This is a genomic window from Vibrio sp. YMD68, assembly GCF_029958905.1.
Classification (GTDB): domain Bacteria; phylum Pseudomonadota; class Gammaproteobacteria; order Enterobacterales; family Vibrionaceae; genus Vibrio.
This window is the reverse complement of record NZ_CP124614.1, coordinates 757,011-776,226: the sequence shown is the minus strand read 5'-3', so window position 1 is coordinate 776,226 and position 19,216 is coordinate 757,011. Positions and strand designations below refer to the sequence as shown.

Sequence of the window (19,216 nt, the reverse complement as noted above, 5' to 3'; positions counted from 1 at the left end):
TCTATATTTCATCCCGCAGCGCAAGCCTGAACGGCTTAATTCTCTCCAGAATTAATTGGCTTGCTGCTTGCTATGTTGTGTTTGCATACTCGATTTTCGAGTTAGGTAGATTTCTACCAAATATTTTGTCGCTGTTATCTCAACGACAAGATCAACTTCCTGTATTTTTGACCTGTCTGTCAAATTCTTTTACACCGCCTTTTTGGCGGTGTTTTTTTATCTATCGACAATAGCCCCAGGCTGAACAGCAATAAAAAACGCGAACCGTCATACGATTCGCGTCATCATTCTATTACCTTGGGCTGTCTTTATTAACCGTAACCTAAGGTCGGTACACTTTTACGTTGTGGTAACCCTGCTCTTGCAAGTACAACGCTTGCAAGCGACTCATAACGCCGCGATCGCAATAAAGAAGGTACTCTTTACCTTGATCCAAATCGCCAAATTGTGTGCCGAGTTTGAAGAAAGGAATATGTTTTACTTCAACGCCATCAATCACTAATGGGTTGCCATCTTCTTCTTCCGGGCTACGAATATCCAGTACGATAGCACTGCCATCTGCTTTTTGTACGTGTTCGACTTCCGGCGCTGCTTGCACACTCTCTTTTGCAATGTCACGAATATCCATGACTCGAGCGTTCTCGACAACACCATCTAAAATAGCGAAATCAAAGTTTTCTTCTTCTCTTTCCAGTTTGGCTTTGACTGCTTTAACCGTTGGATTTTTAGAAATAACACCACAATATTCCGGCATTGTTTTTGCGAAGTCTTCTGTGCCGATTTCACGAGCAAGAGAAATGATGTCTTCTTTATCCCAGTTGATCAGCGGTCGAAGAATCAATGAATCGGTCACGTTATCAATATGACGAAGATTCGTCAGCGTCTGGCTCGAAACCTGCCCAAGCGCTTCGCCTGTGATTAATGCCTGAATACCAAATTTTTCAGCAACTTGCCCTGCCGCACGCATAAACATACGTTTTAGTACGACGCCCATTTGACCATCGTCGACTTTCTCTAAAATCTCTGCCACAACCGGTTCAAAATCCACAGAGATGAATTTTACTTTTGCCGATGAACCGTATTTATTCCAAAGGAAGTGAGCAACTTGCTTAACACCAATTTCGTGTGCAGGGCCACCTAAATTGAAGAAACAGTAGTGTACTTTTGAACCACGTTTAATATGTAAGTAACTTGAAACACCAGAATCAAAGCCACCAGAAATTAAGCTAAGAAGGTCTTCCTGTGTTCCTAGAGGGAACCCACCCAAGCCTTTATGACGAGCAATCACTTGGTTAAGTTTATCTTTTTCAATCTCAACTTTGACCGTTACATCGGGGTTCTTCAGCTGTACTTTGGCACTTTCAACCGCTTGATTAAGACCGCCACCAACATAACGTTCAAGCTCAATCGAAGAAAAGTCATGCTTGCCACGACGCTTAGCACGTACTGAAAAAGTCTTATCGACAATAAGAGAACCGCTTAACTCCAAGACCTGCTCGTAGATATCATGCAAATCTTTAAAATCAGACTGCTGAACTTCAAGAGAGTGGTGAATACCCGGAGTCTGCGTTAAAACGTCTAACGTTTCATTGTAGAACTTGTCACTTTGTGAAGTCACTTCGATGTAATCACGACGGTTGAATACGGCAACCGACTCGGTTCGGTTTTGTAGTATGTTGCGAATGTTACACTCTAGAATCCTTGTGAAGCGCTTGCGCACAGAATCACTTTTGACAAAAATTTCTGGATGGGGCTTAACGATAAATTTCATACATCACTTCACAGGTTAAAAGCTGGCGCAACGCGACTATTCTACTTCTCATTACGGTAAGTAACCCAAAGGCCAATCACCATAATAATAAGCGTGTTTTAATAACCGCTCTATAAGGGCGCAAGATTATACACGAGGTTGCAAACATAAAAAAGGTGAGCGTTACACTCACCTTTCTAATGACCAAGAGAGTTGACGAACTCCACCGACAACGCTTTTTTAATCAATACATTACTGTTCAAGCGGTATTGATGGTACTTCATCACTGTACAGTGGCTCACCTTGCATAATGCTGATCTCAACTCGACGGTTTCGAGAGCGTTGAGCCGCCGTATCATTTTCCCCTAGCGGTTCAGTGTCGGCCATCCCTCTGACTCTCAAACGCTGATGAGAGAAGCCGCGGACTTTTTCCATCTCTTGAGCAACAGAAACCGCCCGCTGAGAAGAGAGATCCCAATTAGAACGATACAGTTCAGAGTCTAATCGTTGGTCATCGGTATGACCCGAAATACGAACAATGCCAGGGACATCTTTAACCAACTCTGCGATTTGACGAACCAAGGGTCTAAACTTCGGTTGTAAAAACGCCGATCCTTCAGGGAATGCCCCTTTCTCTCGAATACGGATGACGATTTGCTGACCCAGATTTTCAACTTCAATCGCCCCTTCTGCTATTTCTCGCTCTAGGGCTTTTTTGATCGCTTCTTCTAAGATTTCAAGCTCTTCAGATTGCGCTTCTGATTGTGAATCCGATTCCTGCTGCTGTTGTTGATCGGCTTCGTTGTTTTGGTTGTCTTGCGTTGAGGTATCGGGTGATTTTCCGCCCGTCTGTTTACCCTTGTCTCGCTGAGTCCCCCCCGCTCGATCAGATTCCCCTTCGTGAAAATCAAGGGTTTGCTGCGTGATATCAATGGTTTGCTGCATGATCACGTCAATCGGGGTAGGTTCTGGTCGCCCAGGTCGAAACTCTTGGGCAATAATACTGGTCCCTTTAGGGATGTCTTTCACTTCAAGACGGTTTTGAACCCCAAAGGCAAACTTCATCGAACCCGCTATCTGTTTAAATTTCAGAACATCCATTTCTGAAAACGAAAGCAGTAATACGAAAAAGCACATCAACAGTGACATCAAATCGGCAAATGTTCCCATCCACAGCGGGAGCCCGGGGGGCGGACATTTGCAATCATCTTCATCATCCATACTGCGTTCCTTACTCGTTATCTACATCAAGAACACGCTTACCTTCATGGAGGTAGTTCTTAAGGTAACTATCGATAACGCGTGGGTTTTGACCATCTTGGATAGCCAGCACACCATCCATAATCAAACGACGGTTCAGTTTTTCTTGTTCACGTCTGAGGGACAATTTATCGGCAATAGGGAAAAACACCATGTTTGATAAAATCGCGCCGTAGAGTGTGGTTAACAATGCAACCGCCATCGCAGGGCCAATGGATTTTGGATCATCCATGTTAGACAGCATCGCAACCAAACCAACAAGAGTACCAATCATTCCCATCGCAGGAGCAACATCACCAAAGGCTCTAAAAACACTGGCACCAAAGTCGTGCCTCTCATCGGTTAATGCGATGTCTTTTTGCAGTGCCGCTCTCACCACGTCGGCGTCATGGCCATCCACCAACAGATCGATGCCTTTTTGCATGAAACCATTGGTTATCTCCATCTCTTCCAGTGCTAGAAAGCCACCTTTACGTGCTGCGTCTGCCATTTCAACCACTTTCGCAATCAAATCTTCAGGCTCATCCACTTTAAACATGAATGCTTTGCCGGCAATTTTTGCTGCCCCAAAAAACTGGCCCATTGTAAACTTCATCAGTACAACGAAGGTTGAGCCACCGACCACGATCAAGATAGAAGTGACATCGATGAACATCATGATGCTGCCACCAAGGATCATCGCCATGATGACAAAGGCAAAACCTCCAATGAGTCCTAACAGCGTTGCTAAATCCACAAAGCACTCCTCATGCTATTTATCAGCGAATATGAGATTGATACCAATTCAAAAAAACACAATGCGAGTGCTCAATTAACGTTATTTAAGGATAAGATAAATTGGTATTCTTTCGTCAGTTAAATTAGTTATCGGCCTGATCATAAGATCTTTAACTAAATTATTGGAATTCCTTTCAAAGTTTTTCGCCACACAGATCAACCTATGATGACATTTACAGTGTGTTTTTATCACAACGGCGGCTAAAATTATTCATATTGAGTCACAACATTCTATTCATACGAGTAACACACTGTCACTTAGGTATAGAAAATAGACCGTTTAAGCTCCACTTTTCTAACAATTTTTTTTGGTTAAATTTGACCATCACCACGCCCTAAGGTAACTTTCGTCCATCTTTCTCAACTAGACAGCTAAACGAGACATATTATGGCGAGTAAAAAACCTGAGAACATGTCGTTTGAAGCGACCATTGAAGAACTCGACACTTTAGTTGAACAGTTGGAAAATGGCGAGTTAGCACTTGATGACGCTCTAAAAAAATTCGAACGTGGTATTGCTTTAGCTCGCGTCGGTCAAACAAAACTAAGCGATGCTGAACAACGTGTGAGCATTTTGCTGCAAAATGATGACGAAGCGCCTCTGAGCCCTTTTGAATCTCCGACGGAATAATATAGAAGACCCATTATGATTGAGGCGTTAACCGCTTATCAACAACAAAACAATCACACGCTCAACGCATGGTTGGATCGTCTGCCACACCAAGACAGTACGCTCATTAATGCCATGCGTTACGGTTTGCTACTTGGTGGAAAGCGCGCTCGTCCTTTCTTAGTCTATGCCACTGGCCAAATGCTCAACTGTGGACAAGCGGAGTTAGACACACCCGCTGCTGCTATTGAATGTATTCATGCTTACTCACTAATTCATGACGATCTGCCCGCAATGGACGACGATGAACTGCGTCGCGGTCAGCTGACTTGTCATATTAAGTTTGATGAAGCAACAGCCATACTAACGGGTGATGCTCTGCAAACCCTCGCTTTTACGGTGTTGGCAGAAGGTGAACTCTCCTCCGTCGCTGAAGCGCAACGCATTAAGATGATTCAAGTACTGGCACAAGCGTCAGGGGCTCATGGCATGTGTATCGGCCAATCTCTCGATCTTGAAGCCGAAAGCTGCCAAGTGACTCTTGAAGAACTCGAAGAAATTCATCGTAACAAGACAGGCGCACTGATCAAATGCGCCGTTCGACTCGGTGCTCTATCTGCAGGGGAGAAAGGCATTGCCATACTCCCTCAGCTTGATAAATTTGCGGATGCCATCGGTCTTGCCTTCCAAGTCCAAGATGACATTTTAGATGTTATTGGCGATACTGAAACCCTTGGCAAGCCTCAAGGCTCTGATCAAGAATTGAATAAAAGTACCTACCCATCCCTACTCGGTTTGGACGGTGCGATAGATAAAGCTCATACTCTATTGAATGAAGCCCTTCAGGCACTCGAAGAGATTCCTTACAATACAGAATTACTTGAAGAGTTCGCCCGATACGTCATCGAACGCAAGAACTAAACACTAATAAGCGCATTACTATGACTCTTGATATTTCAAAATATCCAACGTTATCACTGGCCAATACACCGGATGAACTTCGAAGTCTTCCTAAAGAGACGCTCCCTAAGCTGTGTGATGAACTTCGAACTTATTTACTGAACTCTGTGAGCCAATCCAGTGGTCACTTAGCATCAGGCCTGGGTACTGTCGAGTTAACCGTCGCGTTGCACTACGTCTATAATACTCCTTTTGACAAAGTCATTTGGGATGTTGGACACCAAGCATACCCGCATAAAATTCTCACTGGTCGCCGTGAGCAGATGTCAACGATTCGCCAAAAAGATGGGCTTCACCCGTTCCCTTGGCGCGAAGAAAGCGAATTTGACACGTTATCGGTGGGTCACTCTTCAACTTCTATCAGTGCTGCGCTTGGTATCGCTATCTGTGCCGAAAAAGAGCAAAAGAATCGTAAAGTTGTCAGTGTCATTGGCGATGGTGCCATCACTGCGGGCATGGCCTTTGAGGCGATGAATCACGCTGGCGATGTTCATTCCGATATGTTGGTTATCCTCAACGATAACGAAATGTCTATCTCTGAAAATGTTGGTGCTCTGAATAACCACCTCGCTCAAGTGCTTTCGGGTACCCTGTATACCTCTATCAGAGAAGGGGGCAAAAAAGTCCTTTCTGGCGTTCCGCCAATCAAAGAACTGGTTCGCAGAACGGAAGAGCATCTCAAAGGAATGGTGGTTCCCGGCACATTATTCGAAGAGCTTGGGTTCAACTATATTGGCCCTATTGATGGCCATGACGTCAATGAGCTGATCAAGACCTTAAAAAATATGCGTGGACTAAAAGGGCCACAGTTCTTGCATATTATGACCAAGAAAGGCAAAGGCTATGAGCCAGCAGAGAAAGACCCAATTGGTTACCACGGTGTTCCTAAGTTTGACCCAAGCCAATTAAGCCTACCGAAAAGCAGTAGTACAAAACCGACTTTCTCTAAGATTTTTGGCGACTTCCTGTGTGACCTTGCGGCGCAAGATCCTAAATTAATGGCCATTACCCCGGCAATGAAAGAAGGTTCGGGTATGGTGCGTTTTGCAAAAGAATACCCTGAACGCTTTTTTGATGTTGCCATTGCTGAACAGCACGCGGTGACATTAGCAGCAGGCATGGCCATTGCAGGTGATAAGCCTATTGTGGCCATCTACTCTACATTTTTACAACGTGGATACGATCAGTTGATTCATGATGTTGCGATTATGGATCTACCTGTTATGTTTGCTATCGATCGCGCTGGGCTTGTTGGCGCGGACGGTCAAACCCACCAAGGTGCGTTTGATTTAAGCTTTATGCGCTGCATCCCGAACCTAACGATCATGACACCAAGTGATGAAAATGAATGTCGTCAGATGCTGTACACTGGACATCAACATAATGGGCCAAGCGCAGTACGTTACCCTCGTGGTAATGGCATGGGGAGCGAAATTCAATCGGAGTTTACTGAACTAGAAATCGGTAAAGGTCGCCTAATACGTCAAGGTGGAAAGTCTCAAGGTGAAAAGTGTCAAGGTGAAAAAGTCGCGATTTTGAACTTTGGTACCTTCCTACCCGACGCTCTACAAGCGGCAGAAGAGCTGAATGCGACGGTTGCCGACATGCGATTTGTGAAACCTCTAGACCAAGAGCTGATCAAAGAACTGGCCGACAAGCACGATGTTATCGTCACCTTAGAGGAAAATGCTATTGCCGGTGGCGCTGGTGCAGGTGTCATCGAGTATATGATGAGCGAAAAAATCATCAAACCCGTGTTAAACCTAGGCATCCCAGACAAGTTTATCGCCCAGGGAACGCAGCAAGAACTGTATGCTGAGCTCGGTTTAGATGCACAAGGTATTGTAGGTTCAATCAGCCAGTACCTTGCTAAATAACACCACGGAATCAAGAGCTTGCATAGCAAGCATTGCTAGATAGTAATAAAATAAAAAAACGGAGCTTCTCGCTCCGTTTTTTATTCCTTCTATTTATGCCAACCAAACTCCGTCATTAGCCTTTGCCAAGTTTCATCAAATCCAGCTTTAAGTACTAACTCCTCATTGGTGAGGGGGTGAGTAAACTTGAGTTCAGACGCATGCAGCATCAATTGGTAAGCATCGTAGTTTTCGCGAAACAGTCGGTTGTGCTTTCCATCACCATGAGTCGTATCTCCGACAATCGGATGCCTCAAGTGCGCCATATGACGACGTAACTGGTGTTTCCGTCCAGTTTGAGGTTTCATTTCCATTAAGCAATACCGACTGGTTGGAAAACGTCCAGTTGAGAATGGCACTTCAACCTGTGCTAACGGCTGATAAGCAGTCACTGCTTCTTGAGGTTCTTTCTCTTGGTTAGCAAATTTGTCTGCTATCTTGTCTAGCTCAACCTTTAGTGGGTAATCGAGTACACCGCCCTCTTCTATCCAACCGCGAACAATAGCGTGATAGGTTTTTTCCATTTCATGATTGGCGAACATCGGCATGACTTGAGAGGCGACGTCACTAGACAATGCAAAGACCAACACACCCGATGTGGGCCTATCTAATCGATGTAATGGAAACACATGCTGGCCAATTTGATCGCGTAACGTTTGCATGACAAATTGTGTTTCGTGTTTGTCTAACCAACTTCGGTGCACCAACATACCCGCTGGTTTATTCACAGCGACCAAATATTCATCTTGGTAAATAATCTCTAGCATGGCTGACACACCTCATCGATTTTCTTGGTGATTGATACAATGGACTGATAATCCGGTTTCTCTTTCCATACTTGCTCAAAATAAGGGGAAATAGAAAAACCGCTGGGCAGAGTTAGTTTCTCGGCCAGCAAAGTTTGTATTTTAGGAATAAAAATCCATTGCAGCCATTGCTCGGGCTCTAGTGTATCTAGAGAAAATGGTTCTTGGCTTTGCAGTGCTTGTTGAGTCGGCTTATTCGATTGCCATAGCTGTTTTCTCTTTAACTCCAGCTGTAACTCATCAAGCAAAGTAAGAAGTTGTGCAGATTGCGTCATTAATCACTCTGAAAATTGGGCTTAGACCTTGAAATTACGCGCTAGGATACCATGTAATAAACAAAGAAACTCAAGGTCATTATCCTCATGGAAGTTATGCATACCCTTACTGAGCTACTCACAAACAGTGGCTGCCAATATAAGATTTTTGACCTCGGTCGTCGAATTACCACCATCGAAAATGCCGCTTTCGCTCGTGTCGAAAAAGGGCAGCAGCCTTATCCATTTCCACTACAACGTAAGGCGCATTTAGCGATTGCCTACTGGAATGAAAAACAGCAACCGTGGATTTGGTTTCTAAAATTTGAATTGGATGAACGTGGATTATTAAAGCAGGCCGACGTAGGTAACTTTTTGAAATTCGTTCTCGAAGCGATGGGATCTCGAATCAGCCAAGATATGAGTGAAGAACAACAAGAAAAGCTCTCAAACAACCCTTACACATTCAAGCCAAGCGATGACAAAATGGCGGTATTCCATAGCCAAGTCCGCTCTGATTTGGCCTTACCAAGCAGCCAATACTACGAACATGCGCAGCACTACTTTACCGGTCATTTAGGATGGGAAAACTGGCAAACAGTTGGGCTACAAGGAATCACGGATCTTTGTGCTCGTTTAGGCCAATCTCAAAATTCCGTAATGGTACGTAAAGCGTTGCGCCATTTACCTAGCGAGCCTTTATACGCATTACTTGGCGCACTAGAACATACCCAATTACCCGAAAAGCTTGCACAAAACATTGCCGAAATGACCGTCACTCAAATCGACGCGCCAGAACCCGATCTGTTCTTAATATCGGCCTTGTGCCGTGCGCTTTCTGGGGCTGACAGTACGATTTCTCTTCCCGTTATTCATCAAATATTAGCAAGCCCGCGTTTAAGCCATCAAGAGGTTCTGATCGGTATTGCGGGGCGTACATGGCATCTATTAGCTGAGCCTGGTATCGCTGAACAGTTCTTACTTCGATTAGCACAGACAGGAAACCAAGCACTGTTCAATCAACTGTTTTCAGACTTAGTGATGCTACCAGAGCTGCGTATGGTGATCTTGCCCCTTCTTCATTCCAATCCATCGGATGAGTTGGCCAATGCGTTATTAACGCTACAGCAATCAACGCTTTCGTCTTAACACTTTAACGATAAAGAGACTGCATGATTAATAATTTACTGGCCATTATCGCTTTGTTTCTCGTTTGCTTTATATTTTGGCAACAAAGAAAACAAGGGGAATTAGCAAAATCAGCGATAGAGCGAAAATGTAAACAGCTCGATTTACAATTGGTGTCTGTTTCACTCGGACAACATAAGTTGCGAACACCTCAAGGTAAATGGCAATGGCACACGGTGTATCATTTTGAATTTTCATCGTTGGGCGATGATTGTTACCAAGGGGAGTTAATGATGAGTGGATTTAGGCCATTGAATTTTCATTTGCCACCACATCGGCTGTAAGCTCATATTCGTAGTAAGGCCCATGAAAATCTTGGTTTTCACCTACTTTTTGAAAGCCAAGTTTTTCCAATAATTTAATTGAAGCTATATGATGGGTATTGGCAGTCGCCACTACTTTTTGTAAAGACAGTTCTCTGTAGGCTTTTGGAATAAACGCCTTTAATGCTTCGCTTGCAAGCCCTTTCCCCCAATACGCTTTATCAATGATAAAACCAAGTTCAGGTTCAGATTCCAATTGAGAAATAAAGATGTGGCCAATGTATTCGCGGTTGTAGTTATCTAAAACAGCCATGCAATACATTGAGCTATCGTTCAGTACCCGATCGAACAACGCTCTTGCTGATGCGACCGTGTGAGGGCCATTCATTTCAGCCCGATTCTTCACACAGCAATTCAACATCAGAAATTCTGATTGCAGAGATTCGCTATAGGGAAGTAGCATCAATCGTCGAGTTACTATAGTCATATCTAATCCTTGATGGGACTATCTAATAGATAATTACAAAGCCTTTATTACAGAGGCGAAAGTTAAACTAAGCATCCTAGCAAAGTATTGATCTAGGTTACTTTTGAGGTGCTTATTATGTTTTCTATCAAAACAAGAAGCAGAGTACAAAAGAAAAACCCCGACACTTGCGTATCGGGGTTATAGTCTTACTCGCAGCAGTCCGGCTACTTGTTGTGCTCCATGCATCATCCATAATAGTGGCTGAATCCATCAGCATTTCCGTACTTCGCCGTCCTAGCGGTGTCCTAGTCGTCCTGATAGCCAACAATCCTCGTTAGCACTCATCACTTGTTCCTTGAGCGGTGTCCATGACATCATCCTGATGCTGTCCTACCTCTTCCTAGAGGTGTCCATTGTCGTTCCCTTGCAGTAACCATCCTAGCCACTGTTGTATCCGTACAATGTCCTTCGCTTCCTGCTGACGGCTATCCTAGCTGCCAACTCTTCATCCTGAAGACCACCGATTCCTTGGTGTTTTCCTGTTCCATATCGAACTCCTTTCGACCCGTTCTAATCTACGCTCATTTCATATATAGACAAGACACTGCAATGTTAAAATTATTGACACTCAAACATGAACAAAACAAAAAACCATTAAAATCAATATATTAATAAAATCAATTTCTATTTATCTCTCCATAAAATGCACTTCTCTCACATCACTTGTAAGAGATCTCTCACACAGAGAGGACGATTTTGAGATTCGCCAAAAATGACAATTAACAGTATGATGTGGCAAAGAAAATAATTAGGAGCCAATGATGTTAACTCAAAATGTCACTGACGAACTCACGAGCATATTATCCAGTCTTGCGAAAGAAGGAAAAGAACCGACCGTTGCACTCGTTAAAGCACGTTTAAGCAGCTCCGTTCCTATTCCTGCCTTGATTACCGCGATTAAAAGTTGGAAAAACTCGAATCGAGTCCCTAAAGTTGAAGTCGCCGTGGCCAACACCCTTGAGCAAGATAAAATCGCCCACCTAGAACAACAAATTAACCAACTGATTCAGCGAGTCACTGTATTAGAAGAAAAATTAAACGAGAAGTCAGAATGATGAAAATTTGGGTCGATGCCGACGCCTGTCCGAAAGTGATCAGAGAAACGATTGTGCGCGCTGCCGAGCGAACGGGGGTGGAGTGCACTTTTGTTGCCAACCACGTAGTGCCGGTGCCAAAACGGGCTAATATTCATTCGCTTCAAGTGCCAGCTGGCTTTGATATCGCAGACAATGAAATCGTGCGCCGAACCAACGCTGGCGACTTAGTCATCACCTCAGATATTCCCTTAGCGGATGAAGTGATTACTAAAGGCGCATTAGCCCTAAATACTCGGGGGGAGCTATACACAACAGAGACCATTAAAGCTCGGCTAAATATGCGAGACTTTATGGACACTATGCGCTCAAGCGGTATTCAAACCGGTGGGCCGGCGACACTGTCTCAAACCGATAGACGTGAATTTGCTAACCACCTCGACCGCATTCTAGCAAAACGTCGATAAAGCACACCGTTAGTGAGAATTTCGACATAAAAAAACCTGCGACATCGTCACAGGTTTTTATTCACAATACTTTTTTATTTACACGACTACGGCGTGTAGAAGGTAGCAGCACCTGGGCCTACAGGTAGACCAAATACGAATACCCACAGATAGAACAAGACGCTCCAACCGAACATAAAGCAGATTGAATAAGGCAACATGGTCGCAATCAGCGTACCAATACCTAGATTCTTCATGTAACGCGTGGCTACTGCAAGGATAAGACCGAAGTAGCTCATCATTGGTGTAATAATGTTCGTTGTTGAATCACCGATACGGTAAGCCGCTTGAATTGTTTCTGGTGCGTAGCCTACTAGCATTAGCATTGGAACGAAGATTGGTGCTGTGACTGCCCACTGTGCAGAAGCTGAACCGATCATCAGGTTGATGAAGCCACACATTAAGATGAATGCGAAGAACAACATTGGCCCTGTCAAACCAATTTCTTGCAAGAAGCTCGCGCCACCCACAGCAATCACTTGGCCAAAGTTAGTCCACTTAAAGAAAGCAACAAACTGCGCGGCAAAAAAGACAAGAACAATGTACATGCCCATTGAAGACATCGACGTTGCCATCGCATTGATGACATCGCGGTCGTTCTTCATAGAGCCGGTTACTTTACCGTACACAAAGCCTGGAATAGCAAAGAATACGAAGATGAACGCAACGATACTCTTTAGGAAAGGAGAACCAGAAACCGTACCTGATGCTGAACGAAGAACGCCATCAGCAGGAACAATCGTCCAAGCAAGAAGCGCACTCACGGCCAGAACAGCAATACCAGCAAATTTAAGGCCTTTCTTCTCGATATCCGTTAACTTACCCATTGAGTCGTTTGATAAATCTTCAGACGCTTCCTCGTCATTGTATTTACCCAGTTTAGGCTCAACAATCTTCTCGGTAACAAATGCACCAGTAATCGCAATAAAGAAAGTAGAAACAAACATGAAGTACCAGTTTGCTTCAGGACCAACGGTATACGATGGATCAATCATCTGTGCTGCGGTTTCTGTAATACCAGAAAGCAGTGGATCAACCGTACCGATTAGAAGGTTTGCAGAATAACCACCGGATACACCGGCGAACGCCGCCGCCAAACCAGCAAGCGGGTGACGCCCTAAAGAATGGAAAAGCATCGCAGCAAGTGGAATAAGGACCACATAGCCAAGCTCAGATGCTGTATTTGAAATAATACCAGCAAACACGACCGTCACGGTTACCATACGCTGAGAAGCGCCCATAACCATGCCACGCATTGCCGCAGAAAGTAACCCTGAGTGCTCAGCAATAGCAACACCAAGCATGGCAACCAGTACCGTTCCTAATGGTGCAAAACCGACAAAGTTTTTAACCAGATTGGTCACAATCAGTTGCAGACCTTCGGCATTAAATAGACTGACTACATGAATCATGCCGTCAGCAGCACGACCTTTAGCCCCTTCTGGGCGAGGGTCCATAACAGACACTTCAAAGTATCCAGCAATGCCTGAAGTAATTAGAATTGCGACACAGAAGATTGCAAAAAGGGTGATTGGGTGGGGTAATAAGTTCCCCAAATATTCAACGCCGTCTAAAAAGCGGGTAAAAATAGGTTTTTTCGGCGAATTGTTTTTTATCGAAGCAGATGAACTCATCTGTTCCCTCCATTGAGTTTACTTTTAATCTTAGTGATTTGTTTTTCCCTGTTCTTGCGCTGCCAGCACGCAAGAGGCGGAAGATTACTTCACATTTTGAAATAAATGAAGCCAAATATGTAACAAAAAATATTAAATGGCAGCTTAAGAAACCAATTACGCACAAAAACAAAGACCATTTAACTGAAAATTAACAACCAGACAATATAGATAGCTAGGTCGAGCAGTCAACCCAAACAGCGATAAGCACTTGTTCATAGGAATATTTTGCTAATATGTGGCGATAGTAAGATTGATTAGCATGTCAGTGCTCTGGTTCAATTCTCAACAATTGCTTAATAATTACGACAGTGTGAGGCCAAACGTGTACTCCGTAAAACCGATAGGTGTTATTCAAACGCCATATAAAGAAAAGTTTGCTGTCCCACGGCAGCCTCGGCTGGCCCCTAGTGCTACAGCCCGGATTAAACTTATTGATGAGGCTAACTGCATGGAATCGGTAAGAGGGATAAACGAATTCAGCCATTTGTGGCTGCTTTTTCTGTTCGACAAGAATCTCGCGGCTGGTTGGAAGCCCACGGTTCGTCCACCAAGATTAGGGGGGAATGAGCGCATTGGTGTGTTTGCATCACGAGCAACATTTAGGCCAAATGGGATTGGTATGTCAGCCGTGGAGTTAAAAGGCGTCTCTCAAGAAAAGGGGCAAACTTGGTTAGATCTAGGCAGTGTTGATCTCGTCGACGGAACCCCCATTCTCGACATAAAACCTTATATTCCCTACTCCGATTCGATTCCAGACGCATTAGGGGGGTTTGCCACTGAAGAACCTGAAGTTCGAGATGTCAACTTCTCAGAACGCGCACAACGTCAACTGGCTGAGCACCCACAAGCTCGCCATATCATTCAGGTAATCAAAGAAGTTCTTGGGCAAGATCCCCGCCCAGCGTACAAAAAAGGACAACCAGACAGCAAAGAATATGCGGTAAATTTGTTCGATCTCAACGTGAAATTTGTCATAGAAGCGCTTTTCATTACGGTTACTGACATTGAGCGCTTTTGAGATCACAAATAGGCTGATATTATATACGGCTATATCAGATTTGCTGTCGTCATTGACCACCGCAAATTTTCTTTTATCAATGATCAAACGGATACCATAGAATGCGTACCAGTAACTATCTTCTTTCTACTTTGAAAGAGACTCCAAACGACGCAGAAGTTATCAGCCACCAGCTGATGCTACGTGCAGGTATGATCCGTAAGTTAGCTTCAGGTTTATACACTTGGCTACCTACCGGTCTACGTGTACTGCGTAAAGTCGAAAACATCGTTCGTCAAGAGATCGACAATGCAGGTGCTGTTGAAACCTTGATGCCCGTTGTTCAGCCGTTTGAGCTTTGGGAAGAGACAGGCCGTTCAGAGAAAATGGGCCCTGAGCTACTTCGTTTTACTGACCGTCATTCTCGTCCGTTTGTTCTTAGCCCAACAGCTGAAGAAGTCATTACTAGCCTAGTACGCAATGAAGTGAACTCTTATAAGCAGCTTCCGCTAAACCTGTATCAAATCCAGACTAAATTCCGTGATGAGCGTCGCCCTCGTTTTGGCGTCATGCGTGCACGTGAATTCTCAATGATGGATGCGTACAGCTTCGACATCGACAAAGAAGGCCTAGAGAAATCTTACCAAGCGATGCACGATGCTTACTGCAAAGCCTTTGATCGCATGGGCCTTGAATACCGTCCAGTATTGGCTGACTCTGGCGCTATCGGCGGTAGTGGCTCACAAGAATTCCACGTGCTTGCAGAGAGTGGCGAAGACCTAATCGCATTCTCTACAGAATCAGATTACGCAGCAAACCTCGAGAAAGCAGAAGCTTTGGCTCCGACAGAAGAAGCTGCAGCGCCAACTCAAGAGATGGAACTGGTTGATACGCCAAACGCGAAAACTATCGCGGAATTGGTTGAGCAACACGGTTTAGCCATTGAGAAAACAGTTAAGACTCTATTCGTTAAAGCTTCTGATGAAGTAGACGCTGATATTATCGCTCTCATCATCCGTGGTGATCACGAGCTTAACGAAGTGAAAGCTGAAAATCTTCCACAGGTTGCTTCTCCACTGCAAATGGCTGATGAAGCAGAGATTCGTGCACTTATCGGTGCTGGTCCTGGTTCACTGGGCCCTGTTGGCCTAGAGTTACCATTCATCGTTGATCGCACAGTTGCAGTAATGAATGACTTCGGCGCAGGCGCAAACGTAGACGGTAAGCACTATTTCGGTATCAACTGGGGTCGTGATGTTGAGCTTGCTCAGGTTGAAGATTTACGTAACGTGGTAGAAGGTGATGCCAGCCCATGTGGTCAAGGTACACTGATGCTAAAACGTGGTATCGAAGTCGGACACATTTTCCAACTGGGTAAAGCATACTCAGAAGCGATGAATTGTGGCGTGCTTGGGCCTGATGGTAAAAATACCATTTTAGAGATGGGCTGTTACGGTATCGGTGTTTCTCGTGTGGTTGCTTCTGCAATCGAGCAAAACCACGATAAATACGGCATTATTTGGCCTGACGCACTTGCACCATTCCAAGTGGCTATCGTTCCAATGAACATGCACAAGTCTGAAGAAGTAAGAGATGCGGCTGAAAAACTCTACACTGAACTGACTGCGATGGGCATTGAAGTACTATTCGATGACCGTAAAGAGCGCCCAGGCGTCATGTTCTCAGATATCGAATTAATTGGTATTCCACACACTATCGTTATCGGCGATCGCTCAATGAAAGAAGGCAATTTTGAGTACAAGAACCGTCGTGCTGGTGAAAAGTCGGCTATTCCGATGACTGACATTATTGAGCATGTAAAAGCTCAGCTTAAATAACAATCCGTTAAGTAAATAAAAAAGGGTTAACGATGATCGTTAGCCCTTTTTTTTGACCATTCTAGCTTCTGACCATTGCACTCTCTCATCTTAAATCCCGCCATTTTTCATCAATCTGATCGTATTGATCGTTTACTTCTCAACCATACAAAGCCATACCTTGAGCTATAACAAATTCTCGTTTTGAGTTTCCCAATGGCTATGTGTATATTGAGAGCAGTTATCATTTAGTTAGGGTTAAACCATGAAAGTATACGACTGTTGTGATCTGGTACGTGAACTGTACTCACAAATTGGCAGTGGCGATCAAAGCTACATTCCTAAAGCCATTACTTGCGCTGTGAAATCATTTAATGACATTGCGGCTGATGAATCTCTTCCTAAAGAGACCCGTGAACGAGCGGCATTTGCAGCGGCAAATTTATTGATTTCTGATTTTGAGGATTAATCATGAATCTATCGAATTTTGAAGCGATGGATCCAATCATGCTCATGAGTATCATCAATATGAAGCTTCGCGATGATTTTGGCGGTGACCTCGATAAGCTCGCCGTCTACTTTGAGATTGATAGAACAGCATTAGAAGCAAAATTAGCAACAGCAGGTTTTGACTTCCTATCAGATGCTGGTCAATTTCGTTAAGCCAGAAGCTTCGATATTATAAATAAGAATATAAAAAAACCGCCCATTGGCGGTTTTTTTATATTGAATTCAGAGATTACTCTGCATCATCTTCAGCAGCAAGACGAGCTTCTCTTCTTTGTTCTGCTTCACGAGCCGCAGCTGCTTCGCGTTCTTCACGCTCTTGGCGTTGTTGGCCCTTACGCTCATTGCGCTCTGCTTGGTTTTTAACAAAACCTGCTAGCTCTTTCTCAGCCCAAGCTTGTGCTTGCTCTTCGGTTTCAAAACCCATTTCACGTTTTGAAACAACCACTTTACGAGAGGTGACTTGACGTGTGATTTCCGCAGACCAGCCTGTGCGCTTTTCAGTTAAGCGGATAGCAAATTTTTTATTTGTAGCCATTTTTTGTATTCCTAAGGGATTAAATCAGGGATTGCCCAACGCTAAGAATTCTATCTATATTGAGCGCGTTTAAAACCATCCCTTGGTAAGCGCGGTATTAGAGCACAAATACAAAAGATTTGCTGCTGTTTTATTCAGTCTTAAGAGCAAAAATATCGTTCAATAAAACCACCATCAATTGGTTTTCTAATATCGCGATAATTCAGTTGCCATCAATAATGCTAGTGCTGTTGCGACCATTATTCTTCACTTTGTAAAGTTCGATATCCGCCTTATGGATCAAGCTTTGGTAGCTCTCATTCGAACTATTTATACACTGAACCCCTCCTATGCTGATGGTCAACAACTCAGATACTGTAGAGTGTTCGTGTAAAATACCTAGTCTGCTAATGTTTTTATGCAGCTGTTTAGCTATTGCAAGGCTATCGAAATAAGTCGCTGACGCAATAACTAGACAAAACTCCTCTCCGCCAAATCGAGCAGCGACTTGATTTTCACTGAATATAGATTGGGACAACTGCTTAGCTACCCGTTCAAGTGCTTGATCCCCCGCCAAGTGACCATAGTGATCGTTGTAAGATTTAAAAAAATCAATATCAATCATGAAAAAAGTCAAATGAGAAATCTTAGGATCGTTTATCCACTCTGATGTTAACTTATCGAGTAACCTTTTATTCGCAAGACCAGTCAGATAATCATGCTCAGATTGCCACCTTAGCTCTTTACGGTTCTCATTGATCTCATTTATCAAACTATTGATTGTACTGGAGAATTGCTTCATCTCTTTGGAAACAAACTGTTGCTCTTCGGGTAGCGCTTTTCCGTGTTGAGAAAACTCAATAAATGCATTTCTCGCGTTCACAATTGGCGCGGTTAACTTACTCACTAAAAGCAGGTTCATGAGAAAAAGAGTGACGGAAAAACCAATAACCACTGTCAGTTCGTTCTCATCAAAAAATTCAGGTCGGACAATACTGTGTGTTACTTTGATATTAATATTAAGGTTAGATATTGGATCTAAATAATTTAAATAGCTTTCTGCCACATCACGGTCTTGTCCATACATTGTAGGGAGAATTTTTAACGTTCGAATTGACACTTTAAGCCCGGTTGTTTTTTCAATCAATTCAAGATAATCAGGCTCTAGTGGGCTGATAAATATGACAAAACCCTTATCACATTCATAAGCATCACTATTGCATATTCTGGAAAGAGAAAATATATATGCCTGATCTTCAAACGCTAACAGCCGTGTAACTGAACTAATTTCCTCAGTCGGCATGGATTCACCTAAGTCAAGCAGTAAATCTAGGTGGTTTTCAAGCTCACTGCCAACTTCAATTTCCTTGCTTTTTCTATGATCATAACGTTTAGAATAAACAAGATCTCTTCCCTGACTAAAAACAAACACAGCTTCTAAACTCATTGAAACCAAGGTGTGTATATTAAGATCATCTTTTGTAAATTCTACATTACCATCATCGGCAAACTCTGCCATTGAATCCCATGCGGCATAATCTTCAAGCTTTCCCTGTAAGTCACTTTTGGCCAAGTCCAACATCGTGTAAACCTGTTGCAACTCTCTTTTTTGAATACTTTCAACTTGTGCCAATGCCGCGTCGTGCGACCACAGATACTTAAATGCAAAATAAGCCGAAAGAAACATCACAACGATTAAAAACGACATCAACCCAGAAAGAGCTCTCATGCTCCAATTTGAAAAAGACATTAAATCTAGACACCTATATTAGATATTACTATTACATTAGTTAAGATAGGTGATATTAGCCAACCTCAATAAGCATTATTCCCTTTCAAATAGTATGGT

General features: G+C 43.6%; 20 protein-coding genes. 11 read left to right on the top strand and 9 right to left on the bottom strand.

Annotated elements, in window-relative coordinates:
* Positions 1 to 322 precede the first annotated feature (322 nt).
* From thiI to pomA, 3 genes are all read right to left on the bottom strand, one after another.
* Positions 323 to 1,771 carry a tRNA uracil 4-sulfurtransferase ThiI gene (thiI, locus tag QF117_RS09690; protein WP_282388717.1) on the bottom strand — a complete coding sequence of 483 codons (1,449 nt, stop codon included), beginning with the start codon at positions 1,769 to 1,771 and terminating at the stop codon, positions 323 to 325.
* 231 nt (positions 1,772 to 2,002) lie between these two features.
* Positions 2,003 to 2,971, bottom strand: coding sequence for a flagellar motor protein MotB (locus QF117_RS09685; RefSeq protein ID WP_282388715.1), 969 nt, complete (start codon positions 2,969 to 2,971; stop codon positions 2,003 to 2,005).
* 10 nt (positions 2,972 to 2,981) lie between these two features.
* On the bottom strand, positions 2,982 to 3,746 hold the full coding sequence (gene pomA / locus QF117_RS09680) for a flagellar motor protein PomA (RefSeq protein WP_017035673.1): 765 nt from the start codon (positions 3,744 to 3,746) through the stop codon (positions 2,982 to 2,984).
* 429 nt (positions 3,747 to 4,175) lie between these two features.
* Between pomA and xseB the strand changes: the two genes are divergently transcribed.
* From xseB to dxs, 3 genes are read left to right on the top strand one after another with little or no spacing between them, the layout of a single operon-like run.
* Positions 4,176 to 4,418, top strand: coding sequence for an exodeoxyribonuclease VII small subunit (gene xseB / locus QF117_RS09675; protein WP_017035674.1), 243 nt, complete (start codon positions 4,176 to 4,178; stop codon positions 4,416 to 4,418).
* A 15-nt stretch (positions 4,419 to 4,433) separates the two neighbouring features.
* Positions 4,434 to 5,318 carry a (2E,6E)-farnesyl diphosphate synthase gene (gene ispA, locus QF117_RS09670; protein ID WP_282388712.1) on the top strand — a complete coding sequence of 295 codons (885 nt, stop codon included), beginning with the start codon at positions 4,434 to 4,436 and terminating at the stop codon, positions 5,316 to 5,318.
* Between the two features lie 20 nt (positions 5,319 to 5,338).
* Positions 5,339 to 7,234 carry a 1-deoxy-D-xylulose-5-phosphate synthase gene (gene dxs / locus QF117_RS09665; protein WP_282388711.1) on the top strand — a complete coding sequence of 632 codons (1,896 nt, stop codon included), beginning with the start codon at positions 5,339 to 5,341 and terminating at the stop codon, positions 7,232 to 7,234.
* A gap of 89 nt (positions 7,235 to 7,323) precedes the next feature.
* Here dxs and truC read toward each other — a convergent pair whose 3' ends face one another.
* Together truC and QF117_RS09655 are read right to left on the bottom strand one after the other, a co-directional pair.
* Positions 7,324 to 8,040 carry a tRNA pseudouridine(65) synthase TruC gene (gene truC, locus QF117_RS09660; RefSeq protein WP_282388710.1) on the bottom strand — a complete coding sequence of 239 codons (717 nt, stop codon included), beginning with the start codon at positions 8,038 to 8,040 and terminating at the stop codon, positions 7,324 to 7,326.
* Positions 8,034 to 8,354 (bottom strand): YqcC family protein, encoded by a 321-nt coding sequence (locus QF117_RS09655; RefSeq protein ID WP_282388709.1) that lies wholly within the window; start codon positions 8,352 to 8,354, stop codon positions 8,034 to 8,036. Before QF117_RS09655 ends, truC begins: the two co-directional genes overlap by 7 nt.
* Before the next feature lie 87 nt (positions 8,355 to 8,441).
* Between QF117_RS09655 and QF117_RS09650 the strand changes: the two genes are divergently transcribed.
* Positions 8,442 to 9,482 carry a DUF3549 family protein gene (locus QF117_RS09650; protein WP_282388708.1) on the top strand — a complete coding sequence of 347 codons (1,041 nt, stop codon included), beginning with the start codon at positions 8,442 to 8,444 and terminating at the stop codon, positions 9,480 to 9,482.
* Between the two features lie 23 nt (positions 9,483 to 9,505).
* Positions 9,506 to 9,805: a DUF3301 domain-containing protein gene (locus tag QF117_RS09645; RefSeq protein WP_282388706.1), complete on the top strand. Its 300-nt coding sequence runs from the start codon at positions 9,506 to 9,508 to the stop codon at positions 9,803 to 9,805.
* On the opposite strand, the gene QF117_RS09640 is transcribed toward QF117_RS09645, so the two are convergent.
* A complete protein-coding gene (locus QF117_RS09640; RefSeq protein WP_282388705.1) occupies positions 9,765 to 10,271 on the bottom strand; it encodes a GNAT family N-acetyltransferase in 507 nt (168 codons plus the stop codon). The genes QF117_RS09645 and QF117_RS09640 overlap by 41 nt on opposite strands.
* A gap of 803 nt (positions 10,272 to 11,074) precedes the next feature.
* Here QF117_RS09640 and QF117_RS09635 point away from each other — a divergent pair.
* Positions 11,075 to 11,368 carry a hypothetical protein gene (locus QF117_RS09635; RefSeq protein ID WP_282389453.1) on the top strand — a complete coding sequence of 98 codons (294 nt, stop codon included), beginning with the start codon at positions 11,075 to 11,077 and terminating at the stop codon, positions 11,366 to 11,368.
* A complete protein-coding gene (locus QF117_RS09630; RefSeq protein ID WP_026026760.1) occupies positions 11,368 to 11,814 on the top strand; it encodes a YaiI/YqxD family protein in 447 nt (148 codons plus the stop codon). Before QF117_RS09635 ends, QF117_RS09630 begins: the two co-directional genes overlap by 1 nt.
* 86 nt (positions 11,815 to 11,900) lie before the next feature.
* Here QF117_RS09630 and QF117_RS09625 read toward each other — a convergent pair whose 3' ends face one another.
* Positions 11,901 to 13,487 (bottom strand): AbgT family transporter, encoded by a 1,587-nt coding sequence (locus QF117_RS09625; RefSeq protein WP_282388703.1) that lies wholly within the window; start codon positions 13,485 to 13,487, stop codon positions 11,901 to 11,903.
* A 364-nt stretch (positions 13,488 to 13,851) separates the two neighbouring features.
* Between QF117_RS09625 and tsaA the strand changes: the two genes are divergently transcribed.
* The 4 genes from tsaA to QF117_RS09605 all read left to right on the top strand — a co-directional run bounded on the left by tsaA (position 13,852) and on the right by QF117_RS09605 (position 17,006).
* Positions 13,852 to 14,547 carry a tRNA (N6-threonylcarbamoyladenosine(37)-N6)-methyltransferase TrmO gene (gene tsaA, locus QF117_RS09620; protein WP_282389452.1) on the top strand — a complete coding sequence of 232 codons (696 nt, stop codon included), beginning with the start codon at positions 13,852 to 13,854 and terminating at the stop codon, positions 14,545 to 14,547.
* A 101-nt stretch (positions 14,548 to 14,648) separates the two neighbouring features.
* Complete coding sequence (locus tag QF117_RS09615; RefSeq protein WP_282388701.1) at positions 14,649 to 16,364, top strand: proline--tRNA ligase; 1,716 nt, start codon at positions 14,649 to 14,651, stop codon at positions 16,362 to 16,364.
* 244 nt (positions 16,365 to 16,608) lie between these two features.
* Positions 16,609 to 16,812, top strand: a complete 204-nt coding sequence (locus QF117_RS09610) for a YaeP family protein (RefSeq protein WP_282388700.1) — start codon at positions 16,609 to 16,611, stop codon at positions 16,810 to 16,812.
* 2 nt (positions 16,813 to 16,814) lie between these two features.
* Entirely contained in the window at positions 16,815 to 17,006 is a 192-nt protein-coding gene (locus QF117_RS09605) for a DUF4250 domain-containing protein (RefSeq protein WP_282388699.1), read from the top strand.
* Between the two features lie 76 nt (positions 17,007 to 17,082).
* On the opposite strand, the gene QF117_RS09600 is transcribed toward QF117_RS09605, so the two are convergent.
* Both QF117_RS09600 and QF117_RS09595 read right to left on the bottom strand, forming a co-directional pair.
* Complete coding sequence (locus QF117_RS09600) at positions 17,083 to 17,388, bottom strand: DUF3622 domain-containing protein (protein ID WP_282388698.1); 306 nt, start codon at positions 17,386 to 17,388, stop codon at positions 17,083 to 17,085.
* Positions 17,389 to 17,590: 202 nt separating this feature from the next.
* Positions 17,591 to 19,117 carry a diguanylate cyclase gene (locus QF117_RS09595; RefSeq protein ID WP_282388697.1) on the bottom strand — a complete coding sequence of 509 codons (1,527 nt, stop codon included), beginning with the start codon at positions 19,115 to 19,117 and terminating at the stop codon, positions 17,591 to 17,593.
* Positions 19,118 to 19,216: the final 99 nt, after the last annotated feature.

Bases quoted from the DNA above. Each gene is read 5' to 3' on its own strand.
- ispA (WP_282388712.1), top strand. From the start codon at position 4,434: ATGATTGAGGCGTTAACCGCTTATCAACAACAAAACAATCACACGCTC.
- QF117_RS09640 (WP_282388705.1), bottom strand. From the start codon at position 10,271: ATGACTATAGTAACTCGACGATTGATGCTACTTCCCTATAGCGAATCT.
- truC (WP_282388710.1), bottom strand. From the start codon at position 8,040: ATGCTAGAGATTATTTACCAAGATGAATATTTGGTCGCTGTGAATAAA.
- QF117_RS09630 (WP_026026760.1), top strand. From the start codon at position 11,368: ATGAAAATTTGGGTCGATGCCGACGCCTGTCCGAAAGTGATCAGAGAA.
- thiI (WP_282388717.1), bottom strand. From the start codon at position 1,771: ATGAAATTTATCGTTAAGCCCCATCCAGAAATTTTTGTCAAAAGTGAT.
- QF117_RS09685 (WP_282388715.1), bottom strand. From the start codon at position 2,971: ATGGATGATGAAGATGATTGCAAATGTCCGCCCCCCGGGCTCCCGCTG.
- QF117_RS09645 (WP_282388706.1), top strand. From the start codon at position 9,506: ATGATTAATAATTTACTGGCCATTATCGCTTTGTTTCTCGTTTGCTTT.
- QF117_RS09655 (WP_282388709.1), bottom strand. From the start codon at position 8,354: ATGACGCAATCTGCACAACTTCTTACTTTGCTTGATGAGTTACAGCTG.
- QF117_RS09625 (WP_282388703.1), bottom strand. From the start codon at position 13,487: ATGAGTTCATCTGCTTCGATAAAAAACAATTCGCCGAAAAAACCTATT.
- QF117_RS09600 (WP_282388698.1), bottom strand. From the start codon at position 17,388: ATGGCTACAAATAAAAAATTTGCTATCCGCTTAACTGAAAAGCGCACA.
- QF117_RS09635 (WP_282389453.1), top strand. From the start codon at position 11,075: ATGTTAACTCAAAATGTCACTGACGAACTCACGAGCATATTATCCAGT.
- dxs (WP_282388711.1), top strand. From the start codon at position 5,339: ATGACTCTTGATATTTCAAAATATCCAACGTTATCACTGGCCAATACA.
- QF117_RS09605 (WP_282388699.1), top strand. From the start codon at position 16,815: ATGAATCTATCGAATTTTGAAGCGATGGATCCAATCATGCTCATGAGT.
- QF117_RS09610 (WP_282388700.1), top strand. From the start codon at position 16,609: ATGAAAGTATACGACTGTTGTGATCTGGTACGTGAACTGTACTCACAA.
- QF117_RS09650 (WP_282388708.1), top strand. From the start codon at position 8,442: ATGGAAGTTATGCATACCCTTACTGAGCTACTCACAAACAGTGGCTGC.
- QF117_RS09595 (WP_282388697.1), bottom strand. From the start codon at position 19,117: ATGTCTTTTTCAAATTGGAGCATGAGAGCTCTTTCTGGGTTGATGTCG.
- xseB (WP_017035674.1), top strand. From the start codon at position 4,176: ATGGCGAGTAAAAAACCTGAGAACATGTCGTTTGAAGCGACCATTGAA.
- QF117_RS09615 (WP_282388701.1), top strand. From the start codon at position 14,649: ATGCGTACCAGTAACTATCTTCTTTCTACTTTGAAAGAGACTCCAAAC.